General features: G+C 62.2%; 18 protein-coding genes. 13 read left to right on the top strand and 5 right to left on the bottom strand.

Annotation, left to right across the window (positions count from 1 at the left end):
- The 3 genes from HY962_01965 to HY962_01955 are packed head-to-tail and all read right to left on the bottom strand — an operon-like array spanning nt 1 to nt 2,315.
- Entirely contained in the window at nt 1–975 is a 975-nt protein-coding gene (locus tag HY962_01965; GenBank protein MBI5645671.1) for a KpsF/GutQ family sugar-phosphate isomerase, read from the bottom strand.
- A gap of 45 nt (nt 976–1,020) precedes the next feature.
- Nucleotides 1,021–1,440, bottom strand: a complete 420-nt coding sequence (locus tag HY962_01960; GenBank protein MBI5645670.1) for a YjbQ family protein — start codon at nt 1,438–1,440, stop codon at nt 1,021–1,023.
- Nucleotides 1,437–2,315, bottom strand: coding sequence for a DUF4905 domain-containing protein (locus HY962_01955; GenBank protein ID MBI5645669.1), 879 nt, complete (start codon nt 2,313–2,315; stop codon nt 1,437–1,439). The genes HY962_01960 and HY962_01955 overlap by 4 nt, the downstream gene beginning before the upstream one ends.
- A 107-nt stretch (nt 2,316–2,422) precedes the next feature.
- Between HY962_01955 and HY962_01950 the strand changes: the two genes are divergently transcribed.
- The 12 genes from HY962_01950 to HY962_01895 all read left to right on the top strand — a co-directional run bounded on the left by HY962_01950 (nt 2,423) and on the right by HY962_01895 (nt 16,737).
- Nucleotides 2,423–2,833: a hypothetical protein gene (locus HY962_01950; GenBank protein ID MBI5645668.1), complete on the top strand. Its 411-nt coding sequence runs from the start codon at nt 2,423–2,425 to the stop codon at nt 2,831–2,833.
- A complete protein-coding gene (locus tag HY962_01945) occupies nt 2,830–3,633 on the top strand; it encodes a cytochrome c (protein MBI5645667.1) in 804 nt (267 codons plus the stop codon). The genes HY962_01950 and HY962_01945 overlap by 4 nt, the downstream gene beginning before the upstream one ends.
- A 9-nt stretch (nt 3,634–3,642) precedes the next feature.
- Nucleotides 3,643–4,317, top strand: a complete 675-nt coding sequence (locus tag HY962_01940; protein MBI5645666.1) for a DNA-3-methyladenine glycosylase — start codon at nt 3,643–3,645, stop codon at nt 4,315–4,317.
- Between the two features lie 28 nt (nt 4,318–4,345).
- Complete coding sequence (locus tag HY962_01935; protein ID MBI5645665.1) at nt 4,346–5,050, top strand: DJ-1/PfpI family protein; 705 nt, start codon at nt 4,346–4,348, stop codon at nt 5,048–5,050.
- 164 nt (nt 5,051–5,214) lie between these two features.
- Nucleotides 5,215–6,369, top strand: a complete 1,155-nt coding sequence (locus HY962_01930) for a hypothetical protein (protein ID MBI5645664.1) — start codon at nt 5,215–5,217, stop codon at nt 6,367–6,369.
- Between the two features lie 100 nt (nt 6,370–6,469).
- Nucleotides 6,470–7,852 carry a C1 family peptidase gene (locus HY962_01925; GenBank protein MBI5645663.1) on the top strand — a complete coding sequence of 461 codons (1,383 nt, stop codon included), beginning with the start codon at nt 6,470–6,472 and terminating at the stop codon, nt 7,850–7,852.
- Nucleotides 7,853–8,428: 576 nt separating this feature from the next.
- A complete protein-coding gene (locus HY962_01920) occupies nt 8,429–8,923 on the top strand; it encodes a hypothetical protein (protein ID MBI5645662.1) in 495 nt (164 codons plus the stop codon).
- 15 nt (nt 8,924–8,938) lie between these two features.
- Nucleotides 8,939–9,445, top strand: coding sequence for an NADH-quinone oxidoreductase subunit NuoE (nuoE, locus tag HY962_01915; GenBank protein MBI5645661.1), 507 nt, complete (start codon nt 8,939–8,941; stop codon nt 9,443–9,445).
- A 7-nt stretch (nt 9,446–9,452) separates the two neighbouring features.
- Nucleotides 9,453–11,210, top strand: coding sequence for an NADH-quinone oxidoreductase subunit NuoF (locus HY962_01910; protein MBI5645660.1), 1,758 nt, complete (start codon nt 9,453–9,455; stop codon nt 11,208–11,210).
- 8 nt (nt 11,211–11,218) lie between these two features.
- Nucleotides 11,219–14,947: a molybdopterin-dependent oxidoreductase gene (locus tag HY962_01905; GenBank protein MBI5645659.1), complete on the top strand. Its 3,729-nt coding sequence runs from the start codon at nt 11,219–11,221 to the stop codon at nt 14,945–14,947.
- A gap of 220 nt (nt 14,948–15,167) precedes the next feature.
- Nucleotides 15,168–15,662, top strand: a complete 495-nt coding sequence (locus HY962_01900; protein ID MBI5645658.1) for a thioredoxin family protein — start codon at nt 15,168–15,170, stop codon at nt 15,660–15,662.
- A 130-nt stretch (nt 15,663–15,792) separates the two neighbouring features.
- A complete protein-coding gene (locus HY962_01895) occupies nt 15,793–16,737 on the top strand; it encodes a hypothetical protein (GenBank protein MBI5645657.1) in 945 nt (314 codons plus the stop codon).
- On the opposite strand, the gene HY962_01890 is transcribed toward HY962_01895, so the two are convergent.
- Nucleotides 16,724–19,690 carry a S8 family serine peptidase gene (locus tag HY962_01890; protein ID MBI5645656.1) on the bottom strand — a complete coding sequence of 989 codons (2,967 nt, stop codon included), beginning with the start codon at nt 19,688–19,690 and terminating at the stop codon, nt 16,724–16,726. The genes HY962_01895 and HY962_01890 overlap by 14 nt on opposite strands.
- A 119-nt stretch (nt 19,691–19,809) precedes the next feature.
- Entirely contained in the window at nt 19,810–20,832 is a 1,023-nt protein-coding gene (locus HY962_01885) for a phosphoribosylformylglycinamidine cyclo-ligase (GenBank protein ID MBI5645655.1), read from the bottom strand.
- 200 nt (nt 20,833–21,032) lie between these two features.
- Here HY962_01885 and HY962_01880 point away from each other — a divergent pair, with 200 nt between their 5' ends.
- Nucleotides 21,033–21,377, top strand: coding sequence for a hypothetical protein (locus HY962_01880; protein ID MBI5645654.1), 345 nt, complete (start codon nt 21,033–21,035; stop codon nt 21,375–21,377).
- Nucleotides 21,378–21,439: the final 62 nt, after the last annotated feature.

Raw genomic sequence — 21,439 nt, 5'->3', positions numbered from 1 at the left:
CTACCCTTTCAGGCCGAGCTGAATCAGGTCGTGCAAATGCACGATGCCCACCGGCTGGCGGCGCGTGTCGAGCACGATGAGCTGCGTGATCTTGTACTGCTCCATGATTTCGAGGGCCGAGCTTGCGAGCGCTTGCGACATGATCGTCTTCGGATTGCGGGTCATGGCGTCGCGCGCCACCACATTGTGTACGTCGGACTGTTTCTCGAGCAGCCGTCGCAGATCGCCGTCGGTGATGATGCCGAGCAGCACGCCGTCGTCGTCCACCACGCAGGTGGCGCCGAGCCGTTTGCTGGTCATCTCGATGATCGCGGTGCCGAGCGGAACGTTCTCGTGCACGACGGGCACGGCGTCGCCCTTCAGCATGATCTCCGCGAGGCGCAGGAGCAGACGTTTGCCGAGATTCCCGCCCGGGTGGTAGAACGCAAAATCCTCGGGCGTGAATTCGCGCTTCTCGAGGAGGGCGATGGCGAGCGCGTCTCCCAATGCGAGCGCGACAGTGGTTGACGCCGTCGGTGCCAGATCGTGCGGACAGGCCTCCTCCTCGACGCTGCCGTCGAGCACCACGTCGGCGGTGCTTCCGAGGAAGGAATCCGTCGCGCCGACGATCGCGATGATACGCACACCGATCTGTTTGAAGAGGGGATAGATGTTCTTGATCTCCTCGGTGTTGCCGCTTTTCGAGAGGATGATCACAACATCCTCGCTGCGCACCATGCCGAGGTCGCCGTGAATCGCGTCGGCGGGGTGCAGGAAGATGGCGGGCGTGCCGGTGGAATTGAACGTCGCGACGATTTTCCGCGCGATGAGTCCGCTCTTGCCCACTCCCGTCACAACGACGCGACCGTCGCTGGCAAAGATGAGTTCGACGGCGGCGGCGAAGGAATCGTCGATGCGGCGCTCGAGCGTCGCGAGCGCCCGGGCCTCGATGCGCACCACGGTCCTGCCGCTTTCTATTGTGTTGGAATGATCCATGAGTCCTGTGTCTTCAGTGATGTCTGCGTCCGTCGCGTCCCGCCGTCATTCGCCGAGGCACTGCACGACGAGGTTGCGCGTGCGAGGGCGCACGTCGAAATCGACGATGATGGCCTGCTGCCACGTGCCGAGGCACAGCCGTCCCTCGACGAAGGGGATGGTGAGAGAGGCGCCCAGCAGCGAGGCGCGCACATGCGAGTGGCCGTTGCCGTCGTTCCAGGTCTCCTCGTGAAAGTAGTGCGCGGCGCGGGGTGCGATGCGCTCCATGAGCGCCGAAAAGTCCTGCTTCAAGCCGGGTTCGTATTCGATGGTTGTCAGTCCCGCGGTCGAACCGGGAACAAACACCGTCATCGAGCCCTCTTTCAGCTTGTGCTTCGTGAGCAGCAACTGCAGCCGTTCGGTGATGTCGATCATGTCGTTGGAGCCGCGCGTTTCGATGCGGAGAGTATCTGTGCGAACCGTCATGCCAGTGTTCCCGGAAGCGTGTGGGCCGTGAGTGTAATGCCGTCGCGAATATAAAAGAGTTGTCCATCTTTTGTGAAGAACGAATCGGGACCCGGCGCGCTCATGCCCCTGCCGAGTTCCGTCTCGAAGGCCAGTGCGCCGTCGCGCCTCCGCCACGCCGCAAATCGTTGCGACAGCGTCGCGGATCCGCCGCCGGCGGCCGCGAGTGTTTCATGCCAGCTCGCCGCGAGGAGTTCGGGCGTGAGAAGCACGTCGACCGGGCCGCGCAGTTCCTCCTGGCGCACCTGCGCGCGGAGAAGGCGGTCGGCCTCGCCGTGCGCGTCGTGGGAGTTGGGGAGCGGTTCGGGATACGCGTACCCCGCGAACCAGTCGATGGCGTTGATCTCGGTGCGCAGCGCATTGATGTGTCCCGTGTCGGTGCCGAGTTCCCGCCGCACGGATCCGTCGACGGCGTCGAGCGCGTAGTACTTCATCGCCTCGAAACCCTGGCGCGCGGCGTAGATCGTGTCGTTTCGGACAAAGAGGAATGTAAAATCCGGATTTTCCCACACCAGGGCGCCGGTCTCGATGTCGAGCGCGAGGATGCCGAGATGCTGGGGCATGTCGGGCTTGCGGAAGCGGTGCAGGTACAGCCGGTCCGCGGTCACGTCTTCGACGCCGATCCACCACGGCTCGTCAAAACCGCGGTTCTCCCAGAGCGGCTCGCCGCTCCGTTCGTCGAGACAGAAGTAGCGCACGGTCCTCTCGGCAGGGTGGCGCACCTCGCCCACGATTCTGCCCGCGGGGGAGAAACGCAGCAGCCACAACAGGCCGTCTCCCGTGTACGTCCACGCGGGGGGCCATAAAAAGCGGGGTTTTTTGCCAAAGAGGGCCATGTGACTTGAATCTGACGGTGCGAAAATCCATCTTGTCGCGAAAGAGAAAGGTAGCGGTTTCTCCGTGTCGAATCAATGACACGGATGCGTCCGCGGAAAACGACACGATGGACCCCTCCACACACGATTCGTATCAGGGCACACCGCCCGGGCCGCAGAAGACCTACAGGAACACCATCGGCAGCATTGTCGCGTGGGCCCTGCTGCGCGCCGCGCTCGTGGTGCTCGTCGCGCTGCTGGCCTTCGAATACTTGCGCTGGATCGATTATTCCCTGTGGTGGGGCATCACGGCCGTCTCCCTCTACGCATTTGTCGTGCATCCGATACAGGTCCAGTACCGGCTCTACCGCGAGGAGACACGGAAGGTCCTCTCGGGCACACTCTGCGCCTCGTGCCGCCACTTCGAGGAGACGGGTGTGCTCTGTGCCAAGCTCGACGAGCATGTGACGGAGGAGTACATACCCTGCGACGGCGAGTTGTGGGAACCGAAACCCGGCTACGGAGACGACGACGAGTGACAGGTCCGGCTGTTCACAAATCCGGCGGCAGGGCGGTGTTGTGGCTGCCCGGCCTGCTGCTCCTCGTCCTTGCCGCCTGCGGCGGCGAAGGCGGCGATCGCGTGCCGCGGGGCGAGAGCGACAGGAAACTGCCCGCCTTTGACGCGCGACTGGCGCGTAACGGCGAGCGGCATTATCGTGATCCGGAATTCGGGCGGACCGGCGTCGCCTGCGCCGATTGCCACAGCGACGCCGACGAAAGTGTCGTCATCGAGGGTGTCGTGCGCGCGGGGCATTCGCTTGTGGGTGCGGCGGGTCGAACTTCGGTGTGGAACGGGGAATTCATGGGCGCGGACATTGCGGCGACGGCCGCCGGTGCCGCAAAATGTGCGCACGAATATCAGGAGCGGGGCGAATCGCTCCGCGCGGCGCTGGCCCCCGAGGAAGCGGCCGCGCTGCTCGCGTACTTCGCCGCGATATCCACGGGCGCGGAGGCAAAGACGCTTCGCTGGGAGACACCGCCGCGTCCCGGTCAGAAAGGATTTGTGAAGGAGGCGTTTGTCAGGGAGATGGAGTCGATACTCCGGCTGCGCGGTAACGCGGAGCGGGGAATGGAACTGTTCTCGGCCGCTTGCGCGCTGTGTCACGGCGACAATGCACGCGGGAGCGGTCCGCCCCTGCGCCGTCTGCGCGACTATGCCGATCGTATCCCGGCCCTCGTACGCGGAGGATCCGACGCCATGCCGTTTTTCTCACGCGACCGTCTCAGCGATCAGGATATCGCCGACCTGCGCGAGTACATACTCCGGGCGGCGCGGTAGAGTGCCGCGATGGTGAGAACGGCGGAAAGCGGCGCTGTGTCCCGTTTACACACGCGGACGCGCATTGGCGGATCCCCGCTGGCGCAGGGGTTCTACCTTCGGCCGACTCTCGTGGTGGCGCGCGAACTGCTCGGGAAAATACTTCTGCGACACGTCGACGGCGATGTGATCGCGGGACGCATTGTCGAAGTGGAGGCCTACACTCCCGAGGGCGACACCGCCTCACACGCCTTCCGCGGACGCACGCAGCGGAACGCGGCCATGTTCGAGGCTGGCGGCGTGTTGTACGTGTACTTCACCTACGGCATGCACTACTGTATGAACGTTGTCACCGAAACCGCGGGCCGTGGCGCAGCGGTCCTGATACGTGCGATCGAACCGCTCGCGGGAGAGCAGCGCATGCTCCGGAACCGCGGCACGGCTGCGACCATGAAGTCGCTGTGTAACGGACCGGCAAAATGCTGCCAGGCCTTCGGTATCGGTCCGCAGCACAATGGCCTGTCGTTACACGGTCGCGGCGACGTCGTCCTTCTCGACGCACCCGCGATCGACAACGCGGATGTTGCCCGTTCGCCGCGTGTGGGCATACGGCGCGCAGCAGATTTGCCCTGGCGCTTGTACATCCGCGGCAATCCGCATGTGTCTCGCGGACCACGCGAGCATATCGATGTTCCAGTCACATAATACCGCCCCACCGCGTCCTCCACACACCATGACAGATCATCAAACCCTGAAGCTCACTCTGCTCCGCTGCGCGGCGGGTTTGTTTCTCGCACTCTCCGGAATTCAGACCATGACAACACACGCACAACAGGCGCCGATGCGCGTCGGCATCCTCGTGTATGAAGGAGTGTACCTCCTCGACTTTGCCGGTCCGATGGAAGTGTTCACCGATGCCGCGCTCGCCGATACGTCGGTGTCGCTGCAGGTGTTCACCGTCTCGGCCGATGGCGCGCCGATACACGCGCACAGCGGCCTCGGCGTCACACCGGCGCACGGCTTTGCGAACTGCCCCCAGGCCGACATTCTCGTGGTGCCCGGTGGGGACAGGGAGGCGGCCGAGAAGGACAGCGCCGTGGCGGCATGGATACGCGCGCAGGCGGCCGGCGCGCGCATCGTGCTGTCGGTGTGCACCGGCGCGTTCATACTCGCGAAACTCGGCCTGCTCGACGGGTGCGAGGCGACAACATGGCATGGAGCGCTGCGCGGACTCACAAAAGTGTCGCCCGCCATCAAAACGCGGACAGGGGTGCGGTGGACCGACAACGGCACGATCGTCACCACGGCGGGGATTTCGGCGGGCATCGACGGCTCGCTGCATGTCCTGTCGCGGCTGTACGGCGCGGAGACGGCGCGCCTGACCGCGGCATACATGGACTACGAGTACTGGACGGGAAAACCGGCGACAGGGCGCTGAAACGGACTCCGTGCAGAACGCTGGATACTTGTCCGCATCATAAATCGGATATATATTCAAGCATATATCCGTATTACGACGCCACACAGCGCCGCCGTTTCTACACGGCGTGGAACGCCTGTTTCAGCCGCAATTCCGCCCACACCAGAACAAAGGTGCACATCATGAAATACACGGTACTCCTGCTGATGATCGCGACGTCGATCGCAGCCGCACAGACGCGGCGCGATGTGCAGATTGTTGTCGATTCGATTCCGCGCGACTTTATCGTCTCGATACCATCATCGACTCCTCCGCCGGGCGGCTGGCCCATCGTGGTGATGTTTCACGGCACGACCGGCGACGGCGAAAAATTCTACAACATTTCCGGCTGGAAGGAGAAGGGCGCCGCCGAGAATTTTGTGACAGTATTTCCGTCGTCGCTGGCCTACCGTTTTTACGACGACACCGTCGGCACACAGATCGCGCGCGTCACGAAGTGGAATTGCGGCGAGTCGCTCGAGAAACTCGTCGCGGATCAGACGATGAAGGACGACGTGCGGTTTGTCCGCATCATGATCGACACCATCGTCGCGACACTGCCTATCGACCGTACGCGCATCTACGCATCCGGCTTTTCGAACGGCGGCGTCTTTGTCTCGAAACTTGCGGTGGATGCGGGTGACATTTTTGCGGCGGTCGGACCGGCGGGCGGCGCCATGAATCACCTCGATTCCGCGCGTGCGCCGTATCCCGTGGGCATACTGTTCTCGATGGGGGCGGACGATCGGAACATCGTCGAGGCCGCTGGGCGGTCGCTCCCGATGAACGATACCGGCATCACCATTCTGGGCCGCGCGGTGCGGCGCTACATCGCGTGCCAGGGACTCGACACCGTCTCCACGCCCTTTGTCACACCGCTCACGTATTCGCGGCGTTTCGCCACGCCGCAGCCCGGCGCCGCACCCACGGAGTTCATCGTGGTTATCGAGGCGGGGCTCGATCACAACTACCCGAACGGCAGGAATCATCCCATCGTGATGGCCGACGTGTTGTGGGAATTTTTCTCGCGGCATAACCGTCGGAGCACGGCGGTGGACAAACCAGCGCCGCCCAGCGTGTTTGGTGTGTACCCGCATCCGGCTTCCGATCACCTCGTGGTCGAAGGAAGCGGGCATATGGAATTCGCCCTGTACTCGATGATCGGCCACCGCGTGTTTTCCGCAACCGGTCAGAGAGGGCGCGCCCTGCGGCTGCCCGCCCTGCCCGCGGGCCTGTATCAGGCCGAGGTGCGCAGCAACGGCGAGATTCTCCGCCGCGCGGTGACCATCACGCGATAAACACCGGAACGACCGCGCCGCGGCCGCGCCTCGCTGTTTGTGGGGCGTGCATCCGCCGTGCTACATTGCCGCGCTATTGAGTCCAACATCGGAGTACGTCATGCGCCGTTCGTTTCTTCCTTCAGCCACACTCCTCGTTTTCCTAGTATTATCGTCCGGCATGTACGCGCAGACAGGCGCGCTCACGTCTGATATACTGCGCGGACTGCGCGAATCATATACGCCGAACAAGGCCGTGACCAACGCCCTGGCCGCGAACGGGATTCGTTCCCTCGCGCTCGACCGGGCAGTGTCGACATCCTCCGACGCGTATTTTTCACATCGGATCAAGACCGACGGCGTCACGGATCAGAAGAGCAGCGGCCGCTGCTGGCTGTATGCGGGTCTCAACATCATGCGGCCCGTCGCGATGACCTCGCTGAAGAAAAGGGGCTTCGAGTTTTCGCAGAACTTCCTCTTTTTCTACGACAAACTCGAGAAGGCGAACCTCTTTCTCGAATCGATCATCGCGACGCGTGCGCGTCCGGTGGACGATCGCGACGTGGAGTGGCTGCTCAAGAATCCCTTCCCCGACGGAGGGCAGTGGAACATGGTGCTCGCGCTCATCGACAAGTACGGGGCCGTGCCCGCCGATGTGATGCCCGAGACGGAATCGAGCGGCAACACCGGGGCAATGAACGGCACGATCTCGCAGTACCTGCGCAAGTGCGCGTCGCAATTGCGCACGCCCGGCAGGGACGAACAGGCGTTGCGCACCGAGAAAATCGGCATGCTGAAAAACGTGTACCGCATGCTGGCGATGCACCTCGGCGTGCCTCCCGCATCCTTCGAATGGCGCTATGAAAACGCCGACGGCACCGTGTCACCGCGCAAGACGTGGACGCCGAAGGAGTTTTACGCGGCGCACGTGGGCATGAAGCTCGACGAATACGTGTGTCTGTACAGCTACCCCGCGCATCCCTTCAACGCGTTGTATCAGATCCGCTACGACCGGAACCTGGTGGACGCGCCGAACATGACGTTTGCCAACGTACCCATGGATGTGATGCGTGACCTCACGTTGAAATCGGTGCTCGGCAACGATCCCGTCTGGTTCGGTTGCGACGTTGGCCGCGAATCCGACTCGAAGCTCGGCGTGATGAAACTCGGGTTGTACGACTACGAGTCGCTGTACGGCGTGGACATGCGCATGGACAAAAAGACGCGTGTGCTGTATCAAGAGGGTGTTCCGTCGCACGCGATGGTAATCATCGGCGTCGACGTGGTGGACGGCAAGCCCGAGAAATGGCTCGTGGAAAACAGTTGGGGTGCGAAGGCGGGGAACGCCGGTCTCTTCACGATGTACAACTCCTGGTTCGAAGAGTACAACTACGCCGTCATCATCCACAAAAAATATCTGCCGAAGGATGTCGCCGCCATCTTCTCTCAAAAGGCGGTGGAGCTGGGTCCGTGGGATCCGATGTTTTCGATGTGGAACGACTAGGGTAGGTGACGGTACACGTTACACGTTTCATGTTACACGTTACACGTTTCACGTGACACGTTGCAGGTAGCAAAGTAGCAAGGTAGCAAAGTGGAAAGGCTGTCCAGCTCAGGACCCTTTCCACTTTCCACTTTCCACTTTCCACCTTCCACTTTCCACCTTTCACTTTCCACCTTTCAATTTCCACCTTCCACCTTCCACTTTCCACTTTCCACCTTCCACCTTTCACTTTCCACTTTCCACCTTCCACATTTTTTTCATTCCGGTTAAACGGTGTCCGATTTTCTCATTTTCGATAGTGATTTGTTCCATATTGTCCGATTCCGCATTATTGCCCTGCGTTTTCCTGCGGTTCCCTGCGAGTTATTTTTGGTACGTTCCATGACATAGGTCCGGTGTACGTCCTATCGTGCATCACATGTCACCCTCGTCACGCACCTCCCATCCAGCCGCACATTTGCATCCCTTATTTTTTCCTTCCGAGACCGTTCTTCCCATTTCCCTCCTCGAGCATTTCGAGAAGCGGGGCGGCTATGTCGTTCCGGCTTCCTTCCCTTCATCGACCAGGAGCTTCGCATGACTTCCACCGCGTATGTTGTGACGCGCTTCTCCGATCCTGAATCCCTCCTGCCCGCGGTCGAGGCGCTTTCCGCCTCGGAGTCCGTCACCCGCTGGGACGCCGTCGAAGGCGCGGCGCACCTCGTTTTGAAAGTGCGTCTTGCCGGAGCCGAACTCCCGCGCGCCGTCGCCGATCTCCCGGGTGTCGCCGAGCTGCACCGCTACGACATCGAGACCGACGACGAGGACGGGGCACCGCGCGACCACGCGCTGCGCCACGCGTATCTGTATCTCGACACGGATCCCGAGCTGCGTGACGAGGTGCGGACCGCGTTAAAACAGGACGAACATGTCGTTTTCTGCGCCCCCACCTCCGGCGAGTGTGATCTGATCGCGCTCCTGAAAGGCGAGACCTTCGAGAGCGTACTCTCGTTCATCGACGTCTCGGTGCGCGGCATGAGCGGCATTCTGCGATACAAACACGATTGGGTCATCAATCTCACCACCCTCTAGACCGGCAGGGTTCTCATGGAAGAACAGCACACCCTCGACTTCAAGCCGTTCAACGTCGAGCTGTGGAAGTACGACGGGCACGCGGGCGCACTCATCCCGCTGCTGCAGTCGGCACAGGACACATACGGCTACGTCTCCGAAAAGGCGATCGACTACATCAGCCACGTCACGGCCATCCCGGCTGCCGAGATCTATGGCGTCGTGACCTTCTACGCCCAGTTCCGCACGCGGCCGCTGGGCAGGAATGTCGTGAAGATCTGCAACGGCACCGCCTGCCACGTCAACGGCGCCAAGGCGGTGTATTCCGAAATCGCGGACGAGCTCGCAATCACGTACGACGAGACAACCGACGACGGCCAGTTCTCGCTGCTCTCGGTGGCGTGCATCGGCTGCTGCTCGCTCGCGCCGGTGATCACCATCAACGGCGAGACATTCGGACGCCTCAACGCGCAGAAGACCCGGAAAGCCATGAAAGACGCGAAGCGGCAGGCGCGCGCCACCGCCGACGCGGCAGCGGAGTGAGGAGACCATGAAAACTGTAACCATAGGACTCGGTACCTGCGGCATTTCCGCGGGCGGCGAAAAAACGTACAAGGCCTTCCAGGACGAGTTGCGCGAACGACCCGGCAGCTTCGTGCTCAAGGAGACGGGCTGCATCGGCATGTGTTACCGCGAGCCGCTGGTCGAGATCTCGAACGGCGACGGCGTGTCGCACACCTACGGCGACGTCAGTCCCGAAAAGGTGGGACGTATCGTGGAAGAGGACATACTCGGCGGAGCGGCCATCGACGAATGGATCGTCATCGGCGAGGGGCGCGAGCCGGGCTTCTTCGAGAATCAGGTGCGCATCGTGCTCCGCAACTGCGGCGTGATCGATCCGGAATCGTACGAAGAGTACGTCGCATCGGGCGGCTACAAGGCCATTGAAAAGGCCCTCACCACCATGACACCCGAGGACGTCATCAATGAAGTTCTCGCGTCCGGACTGCGCGGGCGCGGCGGCGGCGGCTTCCCGACCGGCACCAAATGGAAGCTTGCACGCCAGGCGAAGGGCGATAAGAAGTACATCATCTGCAACGCCGACGAAGGCGATCCGGGCGCGTTTATGGACCGCTCGGTGCTCGAGAGTGATCCGCACGCGGTGATCGAGGGCATGATGATCGCGGGCTACGCAATCGGCGCCGACGAGGCATACATCTACTGCCGCGCCGAGTATCCGAAGGCCGTGGCGCGCCTGCGACAGGCCATCACGCAGTGCAAGAAACGCGGGCTGCTCGGCGAGAACATCCTCGGGAGCGGATTCAATTTCGCGATCAAAATCAAGGAAGGCGCGGGCGCCTTCGTGTGCGGCGAGGAGACGGCCCTCATGGCGTCGATCGAAGGACGCCGCGGCATGCCGCGTTTCCGGCCGCCGTTCCCCGCGGAAGCCGGCCTCTGGGGCAAGCCCACAAACATCAACAACGTCGAGACCTTCGGGAACATCCCCTGGATCATCCTCAACGGAGGCGCCGCATTTGCCGCCTACGGCACGGCCGATTCGAAGGGCACCAAGGTATTCGCCATGGCGGGCAAAGTGCGGCGCACAGGCCTCGTCGAGGTGCCGATGGGCATCACCATCAACTCGATCATCTTCGACGTATGCGGCGGCATCGCCGACGACAAGAAGTTCAAAGCCGTACAGATGGGCGGACCTTCGGGCGGCTGTATCCCCGCCGAAATGTGCGACCTGCCGATCGACTATCAGCAGATCAACCGCACCGGCGCCATTATGGGGTCCGGCGGTCTTATCGTGATGGACGAGACGACGTGTATGGTGGATGTCGCCAAGTTCTTCCTCACGTTCACGCAGGCGGAGTCCTGCGGCAAGTGCACGTTCTGCCGCATCGGCACCAAACGCATGCTCGAAATTCTCGAGCGCATCACCGCGGGCGAGGGCACACTGGCCGATCTCGACAATCTCGAGGAACTGAGCGGACAGATCAAGGCGGCCTCGCTCTGCGGCCTCGGGCAGACCGCGCCGAATCCAGTGGTAACGACCCTGAAGTATTTCAAGGACGAATACATCGCGCATATCGTGGACAAAAAATGTCCCGCGCATGTGTGTCCGCCGCTGCTCACATTCACGATCAACGAACTGTGCACCGGCTGCCAGGTGTGCGCACGCGCGTGCCCGACCGAGGCCATCACCGGCGCGAAGAAGGTCCTGCACGTGATCGAGCAGGAGAAATGCATTCAATGCGGAAAATGCTTCACTGTCTGCCGCTTCGATGCGGTGGTTAAGGACTGAGGTGCGCCATGGTAACTCTGACGATCAACGGACAGACTGTCACCGCTTCCCCCGATAAAACCATCCTTACCGTCTGCAGGGAGCAGGGTCTCGACACGATCCCGACCCTCTGTTACGACGACAAACTTCCACCCTTCGGCTCGTGTTTCCTCTGCGTCGTGGAAGTGCAGGGGGCCTCGCGCCTCTTCCCCGCGTGTTCGACACGCGTGGCGGAGGGCATGGTGATACAGACGCGGTCGGACAAGGTGCGCGCCGCGCGCAAGACCTGCCTCGAACTGCTGCTCTCGGATCATTACGCGGACTGTTTCGGACCATGCCGTCTGAATTGTCCGGCCGACATCGACATCCAGGGCTACATGTCCCTGATATCGATGGGCAAGTTCACCGAGGCGGTGGAACTGATCAAGGAGAAGAATCCGCTTCCCTCCGTCTGCGGCCGCGTCTGCACACGCAAATGCGAACTCAACTGCCGCCGCAATCTCCTCGACGAACCCGTGGGTATCGACTTCCTGAAGCGGTACGCCTCCGATCTCGACATGGCCACGGGCATGTGGACGCCCGAAGTGAAGCCGAAGAACGGCAAACAGGTGGCCATCGTCGGCGGCGGTCCGGCGGGACTCACGGCGGCGTATTACCTCGTGCTCGAGGGATACGAACCGACCATTTACGAGGCGTTGCCGGAACTCGGCGGCATGTTGCGTTACGGTATTCCCGAATACCGTCTGCCGAAGGAAGTGCTCGACAAGGAGATCAACTGGATCACGAACCTCGGCGTCGACGTACATCTCGGCACCAAGCTCGGACGCGATTTCAGCATCGACGATCTGTTCACGCGCGGTTTCAAGTCGGTCTTTGTCGGTCTTGGCGCCCAGGTGGGCAAGCCGATGCAGGTCGAAAACGAAGACGTAGCGGGTGTGTTGAGCGGCGTCGAATTCCTGCAGCAGGTGCAGTTGAAAACGAATCCGCCCGTACGCGGACGCGTCGTGGTTGTGGGCGGCGGCAACACGGCCATCGATGCCGCGCGCACGTCGCTGCGCCTGGGCGCCGATGAAGTGGTGCTGCTGTATCGTCGCACGCGGAACGAGATGCCGGCCAACATGGTCGAGATCGAGGCGGCGGAGCACGAAGGCGTACGCATGGAATTCCTCGCGGCGCCCATGCGGGTGAATGCGGAGAACGACCGGCTCGTCTCGATGCAGTGCATCCGCATGGAACTCGGAGAGCCCGACGCGAGCGGCCGCCGCCGTCCGGTCGAAGTGCCGAATTCCGAATACACGCTGCAGTGCGACTGGGTGATTTCGGCCATCGGCCAGGAGCCCGATCTCACGGGCGTGACGGGCGACGAGCAGTTGAAGGTGACAAAGTGGAAAACGATCGTCGCGAAGGAAGGTACCTTCGACACCGCGCGTCCGGGCGTGTTTTCGGGCGGCGACGTGGTGACCGGGCCCGCCGACGCGATCGACGCGATTGCCGCAGGCAAGAAGGCCGCGGACGCGATCATCGCCTTCATCGAGCGCGGCGAGGTGCATCCGCTTACGCAGCGCTTCGAAAGCAAACGTGACAACTTCCACAAGCTGACCGAGAAGGATCTTCCGCCCATCGAGCGGTCGCATCAGCATCACGCGCCCGAACGTCCCGTGGAATTGCGTGTGAAGGACTTCAACGAAGTGGAGATGGCGTACGACGACCGCACCGCCATCGAGGAGGCGTTGCGCTGCGCCGAGTGCGGGTGTGACGTGGGCCTCGCCTGCCAGTTGCAGGATTACTGCACCGAATACGGCGTGGATCAGACGCGCTTTGTTGGCGAGTTCAACCGCTACAAGGTCGACAACCGCCATCCCTTCATCCGCATCGATTCCAACAAGTGCATCCGCTGCGGACGCTGTGTCGGGACCTGTTCTGAAATCCTGAACGTGTCGGCGCTCGGTTTTGTGAACCGCGGATTCCGCACCATCATCAAACCGGCACTTGACAAAGCGCTGCACGAAACGAACTGCGTGGCCTGCGGCAACTGCATCGACGTGTGCCCGACCGGCGCGCTGGTCGACAAGATGCCGTACAAGCGGTCGGGTCCATGGAAGATGGACGCCGTGTTCAACGTCTGCAACTACTGCTCCGTCGGCTGCAACGTGACGTTGCGCGTGAAGACGCCCGACATCTTTTTTGTGACCGGCGCCGCTCCCGATGCCGAGCCGAACCGCGGCGAGCTGTGTGTGCGCGGCCGTTTCGGGTATCAGCATTACCTCGACGGAACGCGGCAGACGCGCCCGATGGTGCGCAAGGGCGGCGAGCTGGTGGACGTGTCGTGGGACGAGGCCTTTGCCGCCGTGGAACGCGGCATGAAGAAGGCGATCGAGGATCACGGCAGCGACACCATCCTCGTGTCGGCGTCGCCGAAACTCACCGATGAGGAACTGTACCTGGCCGGGAAATTCGCGCGCGCGTACGTGGGCACGAACAACATCGCCTCGTTCCATCATCTCGTGAACGAGGCCGATTACCACGCACTCGACGACATGCTCGGCGCCACTGTGTCGACTGTGGGCGTCGACGACGTGCAGAACGCCGACGTGTATCTTTTCCTCGGCGGGAATCCGACCGCCGAGAACCCCGTGCTGGGCTGGCAGATGAAGCGGCGCATGCGTCACGGCGCACAGGCCATCGTGATTAATTCCGCGCGTATCGATCTTGTGCCGCACGCGACAGTGTGGGCCGATCCGCGTCGCGGCACGGCCACGGTGCTTCTCGACGGAGTTCTGTCGGAACTGATCCGCCGCGGCGCCATCAACCGCGAGTTCATCGCGAATCGCACCGATCATTTCGACCGGCTGCTGCAGCATCTCGATGCCGTGGATCTCGAGGACGTCAGTTCCATCACGGGTGTGGCCGAGCATACGATCCGCGACATCGCGTCACTGCTCGCCGATCCGACGAAGCGCGTCGTGGCCTGGTATAATCTCGACAGCCGCATCGACCGCGCGACCAACGACCTCCGCGCGCTGGCCACGCTGCTGCTCGCACTCGGGAAGATCGGCGTGCCCGGTAGTGGTCTCGCGTTGATGAGCAGCCAGTGCAACCACACCGGCATGCTTGCAGCGGGATTCGATCCGAAGCTGCTGCCCGGCGGGGCGCTGCCCGCGAACGCGGCGGCCTCGTCGAAGGTCGCGGAACTGTGGGGCGTCGACACACACGCCCTGTTCGGCGGACACAGCCTGGCCCGGAAGATCCGCGAGGATCGTGTGCGCGCCGCCTTCGTACTCGGAGAGAATCCGGCGGTGACCGAGCAGTTCGGCGGCTTCATCCGCAATCTCGAATTCCTCGTTGTCGCAGATCTCTTCCTCACTGAGACAGCACAGAACGCGGACGTGTTCCTTCCGCTGTCGACGTATCTCGAAACCGACGGCCACCTCACCAACTGGTGCGGCATGCGGCAGCAGATCAATCCGATCGGCGAGCCCGTCAACGGTCTGCGTTCGGCGGACATCATCGCGCGCCTCGCGTCCATCATTGCCGGTCGCGACGGCATCGGTCTGATCCCCGACGCCTTCCGCGAGCTTGCGGCCTTCGAGGCCTGTTCCGGGTTCTCCGGCCGGCTCGACGGCGGTTTTGTCACCCCCGACGGGAAGGCACAGTTCATACCTTACTCCGATCAGGTGATCGCGACCCCCGCCACCGCGCCGCATGTGCTTGAAATCGACGCGCGCATGGCCGGCAGGGTGAAACAGATCAAGGCCTGACCGGGCGTATCCATCCGGTCTTACAACACGGATCACCAGAGGGCCGGTCGGCGACGATCGGCCCTTTTCGTTGTGTCCACTCATTCCTCGGTCCAATTCCGACATGTCACAGTGCACGTTGATCCGGTCGTGATAATCGTCCTTTTTTTTCTCCCAAAAGGAGTATCTTGCACCCGATCACAAGACATCACCGACCTAGCGCAGCAGAGATCCATACACCATGACCAGAATCGTCATCCTGTTTCTTCTCGCCGCGGCGGTGTGCGCGGCGCAGCCGCACGCGACCGACGCGCGCATCTACGACCCCTCCGCGGATGCCGCGGCGGCACTCGACAACGCCCTCCACGAAGCCGGACAGCAGGGGAAACACGTGCTCGTGCAGGTGGGCGGGAACTGGTGTCCGTGGTGCATCCGCCTCGAAAAACTCTTCGCCTCGAACGACACGATCGCGCGCGCGATTCGGGATAATTACGTCTTTATCCGCGTCAATTACAGCAAGGAGAACAAAAATCTGGCGACGCTGGAGCGGCTCGGGTATCCGCAGCGGTTCGGATTCCCTGTGCTCGTGGTGCTCGATGCGCGCGGCACCCGTCTGCACACGCAGGATTCCGGTTTTCTCGAGGACGGCAAGGGGCATTCGCCCGAGAAGGTGTTGACCTTCCTTTCGAAATGGACGCCGTCCGCTCTCGACGCGAAACAGTACCTGGAGAACTGACCGGCGGTCCGGCGGACGTCCGCGCGACGAGGGCCGTGTCTCCGTCACGCACCCGCGTACGCAGCAAACCTTGATCCGTTGATCCACGGTTTCCGACCTCTCTCCTCACCCCAGCTTCCGCCTCCAGCACATGCACGATCGTCTCACAGTCGCCCACATCGACGAAGGTCTCGCGCGCGAGATTTTCGGGCGCAATGTGCTGAACAGCCAGCGCATCATCGGTGGCGATTTCGAGACGGCGTTGGTGGACATCATCGTGCAGCTCGAGGATCCTCCCGCGCTGCAGGACGGCCGTTTACAGGTGAACGATCTCGCCAAGCGCATCGCGCGGGGGTTGCGGCAGGGTTTTGCAGGACTGCCGCCGAATGGACTCGATTTCTGTTCGTGGCTGTGGGATGTCGCGCCGCTGCACTACGTCGCGATTCCGTCGGCCAATGAATTCGGCATGGCGCGGGGATTCCAGTACGGCGTGCTCCATCTGCGTAAGATCGCCTGTATGGTGCTCGGCGCGTACACCGACGAACAGCCGCAGGTGGCAGCACAGCTCGTGCCCATGCTCGATTCGAGTGTGGACTGGGTGGACGCGCGCAACTGCATCATCCACGTGTTCCTCGAGCGGTACGTGCGCGATTTTCCCGTGGACGCGGCGGAACTGCGGACAATCGCCGCCGAGCCGGCGGCATGGCGCAAGCTGCTGCCGCTTGTCGTCGCGGCACGACTTATGTCGCTGCATGCCGATTATACCGCGGAGGCGCTTGCGCTGCTGCCCCCGACCTTCGAGGCGATCAGCAATACTAACGTGTACGCGGCGATCACGCTCGCGCTGCGTTCGGCCGTGATGTACGGAAACCACGGCGCCCTCGCGTCGTTTCTGAATACGTGCACTCCGATCGAGCATCCGGAACTGCGGCGCGCGATATGCGAAACCTTCGCAAGACCGCGCATCCATTGGGATCCCGTGTTGCGACGCACCGGCGCGGAATTGATCCGCGCCTGGCACGATGTCTCGCCGCAGCAGCTCGCCGGGAAGGCCGAGGCAGCGCTGGCGGCGCTGGGAGTCTCTACCGCACGATAAGTTTTGCCGACGCCGCGGCACGCTGCGTCGAAACACGCACGAGGTAGCTGCCGGCAGCCAGGCCGCGCAGCGGGAGGCGTTCCGTGTGCAGGCCCGCGACCCGGTCCACGGCAGGGAAACGCGCGGCGACGCGGCCGAGTGCATCAAACACCGCCACGTCCACGCTGCCTTCGGTATCGAGCGAGTACGACAGCATGAGTCCGGCACCATCGTCGGCACGCAGCGGATGCGGCGCGATCGAGAGAATACGCAGGCCGCGTATGGCGAAGTCGGGATCGGACACGCTTGTCACGGAGATGATTTCGCGCCACTTGTCAAGGACTTTTGGTGTGGTCGCGAGAACATCGGCAACCTTGAGTCCGGCGGTGAGCGCAAAGGCCAGCACGGCCGAATCGCCCGGCCGCAGCGTGTACGGGCCGTTGGCGATGACCTGCGAAATATCCGTGAACACGCTGCGCGTGTGCCAGATGCCCGAACTGATCGAGCGCCACTTTTCGTCCTTCGTGTAACCGTTGTGTATGCCGAACACGGGTGGATCGGTGTCGGGATCCGGGTTGGCGATGGTCATGAAATGCGTCGGCTTCTCGCGCGTCAGCACCGTGGTGCCGATCATGGTCGGCACCTGTTTGTTGATGTCGTACGCGTAGCCCGTGAGTGTGGTGGTGTCGAAGTCCGATATGTCGCTCGACGCGCTGGGACCGATGTCCCAGTCGAAGTACAGGCCCGCGTGCAGGTCCTCGAGTACGTCCTGCGAGGTGTTGTGTATCGTGTAGCGGAGAATGACCGCGTTCGCGAGTTCCGTATCGGTGAACTCGTAGGAATGCAGACGCACGCGGAGTCCGATCTTGTTGCCGAGCGGCGCGTTGTCGTCGGTGAATTCTGTTTCACCTTCCTGCGCCGCGCGCGCGCCCGGGGTGCGCATGTCCACGGGTGAGGCGCCGATGAAGTCCGCGCACTGCACGCTGCCGCTTTCATTCCGCACGACATCAACCACCATCGGAATACCCGCCACCTTGGCGCCGATCATCAGGCCGCCTTCGAACAGCACGTTCACACCGTTGCCGCGATAGATGAAGCCCTTCCCGCGCACACCCGAGAAATCGTCGAAGCCGATGTTGCCGTCGTTGGATATTGTGGTGGTGACGTCGTTCACGGTGTGGTCGCGATACGTGGGCTGCCAGATGAAGGAGATGCCGCCGTAGTCGTCGTAACCGTCGTCGGTGATGGTGAAGAAGAGGTCGATCTGTTCGTTATAGGCCTCGACATCCGCGAGCTGAATGATAAAGGGCGAGGCGGTGTTGCCCGTCTCCTCTCCGGCCGCGAGCGCGCCGAGCTGGAAGGTCCCGTTCAGTATCGTGACGTGCGGGCTCTTTGTTGTGAGTGTCACCGTCGCGTTTTTTGTGGTGGAGAGGAAATTCTTCCATCGCATCGCGACCTCGAGCACCTCGCCGCGGTCGAACACGGCATTACCGTTGCCGCGCGCGGTGTCGCTGATCTGCGACCAGGTCATGCGCACGGAGGGGAGCGATTTGGTGAGGGCGCTGTAGGCGTTGACGCGTCCGTAGCCGATCTTGCGTGTGTAACGGGCGTTGTTGCCCGCGTCGATGTTGTCGGACGTGACACGCACCTGCTCGAGCAGGGCGCGTCCGCGTAATTCGGGTCTGTGACTCGCGACGAGCGCCACAACGCCGGCGGCGTTCGGACTCGCCATCGAGGTGCCCGACATGCCTCCGTAGGCCGATGTGGTGCTGCTGAGCGTGCTCATGATGTTGTCGCCCGGTGCGGAGACGTCGACCCACGTGGAGTAGTTCGAGAAGCTGCTTACACGGTCGCCGGACCCCACGCTGGCGACACTCAGGAGATTCGGGTAGGCGGCCGGCGTAAAGATGCCGTCGCGTCCGTTATTGCCCGCTGCGGCAACCACCACGGCGCCCTTGCCGAGCGCGTATTCGATGCGATCGATTTCACTCTGCAGGTAACCGCCCTCGCCGCCCCAACTGCAGTTGATGACGGTAGCGCCCATGTCGGCGGCGTACATGATGCCGTCGTACCCTCGCAGGATGCGGTCGCCCGCGTTATCGGTGCCGCATTTGACGGGCAGGTAGCGGCACTGGAAGGCGACTCCCGCGACACCCTTGGCATTGTTGCCGATGGCCGCCATGATGCCCGCGACATGTGTGCCGTGTGGGTTTCCCGTGGCGGTGGGCGATGGATTGTTGTCGTAGTAGGCGCCGCCGCCGTTGCCGTCCTTGCCCGCAAAATCGATGCCGATCACATCGTCGACATATCCGTTGTTGTCGTCGTCCTTGCTGTTGTTGTCGGCGGTGGTGTATTTCCCGTCGCCGTTGGTGTCTTCGCCTGGATTGATGTAGACGTTCTCGCGAAGGTCCTCGTGCGTCCACAATACGCCGCTGTCGACCACGCCGATGACGACGGAGCGCGAACCCTTGGTGATGTCCCATGCGCGTTTGATGTCCATAAGATCGAGCGCGTACTGCGACGAGAGCATCGCGTCGTCGGGCACATACGCAAGGCGGTGGATGCGCTCGGGTTCGGCGTATTCGATGCCCGGAATCTCGCTCAAGGCGCGCGCGACCTCGATGGGATCCGCCGTCGACGAATAGCTGACCCGGTACATGCGATCGAGACCAAGTTCACGTCCGTCAGGCGCAAACGACTGCCTGTGCGAGGGATACATCTGTACCGTCTCGTGTACGCCGTAGCGCAGAAACGCAGCGCTCGCTGCAGGAAGTGCCGCGGAGGATTTTGACAGATATGCCCGCGCTGCCGGCGCGTATTTGACGACGACTATACCCTGTGCCCATTCGCCCCCGCGCAGCGCGGCAAGGCGTTCTTTCGGATCCGCGGAACCGGGATTACCCGCTGCTGTGAGGCGCGGTGCAACAGAAACGGCGGCAAGGAGAAACAGAACGAGGAAACGAAAACGCTGCATGGACGTCACCGGTGTATGAAAGGGGCGTTTCAGGAGACAAACACCGCGGGCGGCGGCTTGGTGCCCGCCGTGCGGCGACGGACGTGGGAACGTCCGCCCTATGAAGATGACAATGCCGATCAGGAGCGGGTTACGGAACCCATGACGACGGGATGCTCGGGCGCGAGCGCGCGCAGTATGTCGTCAACATGTGCAGGATCGGCGATGACAATCATGCCGATTCCGAGATTGAAGGTTCTACGCATGTCTTCTTCGGGAACATCCCCGAGCTTCTGCATCAAAGAGAAAAGGGGAGGGCGTGTCCATGCGTCCCAGCGGATGTCGAGGGCGAGTCCTTCGGGAAGCACGCGGCGCGTATTTCCGATGATGCCGCCGCCCGTGATGTGCGAGAGCGCGTGTACGCCGCCGCCGGGCAGCAGCGGCAGTATCGCGTGAAGATAGGACCGGTGCACAGCCAGCAGGGCCTCGCCCAGCGTGCCGCCCAATTCATCGATATGTGCCGTGACGTCAAAATGCGGCAGCAGCACGGCACGCGCCAGTGAATAGCCGTTGGTGTGCAGGCCCGTCGAGGGGAGTCCGATCAGCACATCACCGTCACACACGTGGGTCTTGTTCAGTATGCGTGATTTCTCCACAATCCCGACGATGGTGCCGGCGATGTCGTATTCGTCGGGCGCGTACATGCCGGGCATCTCGGCCGTCTCGCCGCCGATCAGGGCGCAGCCGTTTTCGGTGCAGGCCTTCACGAAGCCGAGGATCACCTGCTCCGCCACATTTGGATCGAGGCGGCCTGTCGCGAAATAATCCAGAAAAAACAGAGGCCGCGCGCCCGTGGTGAGGATGTCGTTCACGCAGTGATTGACAAGATCCTGGCCCACAGTGTCGTGTTTCCCGCACATCGAGGCGATCTTGAGCTTGGTGCCCACGCCGTCGACGCTCGACACCAGCACGGGCTGCTCGTAATCCTTGAAGCCCGCATCAAACAAGGCGCCGAAGGCGCCGATGTCGTTCAACACGAGGGGCGAGTGTGTGCCCTTTACGGCCTTGGCAATGCGGCGCACCGTCTCCTCGCCCGCATCGATGTCAACTCCTGCAACCTTGTACGTAAGACTCACTGCACATCCAAAAATTGGTTGAAACATCAAAAATACTCCGATGCGCGGGCAATTCCAATGCCATGGCGGCGGGTCCGACGGCGCGGCTTCGGAAGTTATTTCCATGTGCGGCGGCTTTGGGGCTTTCATATTTGCTGTGTATTGGCGTATTTATCCCTGCGCGCCGCATCGGAACATGCCGTGCGGCGCACACCATTCTGCCACCAACCACCCTGCCAGGAGGACACATGAAACGGATTTTTGCATCAATGGCGCTGTGTGCCGTGCTTTTGCTCGCCCAGGGTTGTTCTGAGGAAGCTCCGTCGCTGCGCGTCCGGAACGATTATTCGAAAAAGACGAACGTTCAGTTGAAACCCGCGGCGGGGAACACAATCAACATCAACGATGTGGCGCCGAACACCTCCACCGCGTATCAGGACGTGAGTGAAACCACCTTCACCGCCACGGCATCCGTGCAGGGCGAAAACACCGCGCCGACTGTGACCTTCGGAACAAAAAACGATTACCGGTACACGGTGGTGCTGACCAACACGAATCCTCCCGAGTTAAAGGTTGAGTCGGAGGAGCGCTAGACGTGCTGCCAGGTGTGAAGCATGAAGAGAGAAGAGGGAAGGGAGACGTTGGATGAGGGAAG

The organism is Ignavibacteriota bacterium (genome assembly GCA_016218045.1).
Classification (GTDB): Bacteria; Bacteroidota; Ignavibacteria; order SZUA-365; family SZUA-365; genus JACRFB01.
Note: the sequence above shows the minus strand (reverse complement) of the source record. Positions and strands in the feature narration are given on the sequence as shown.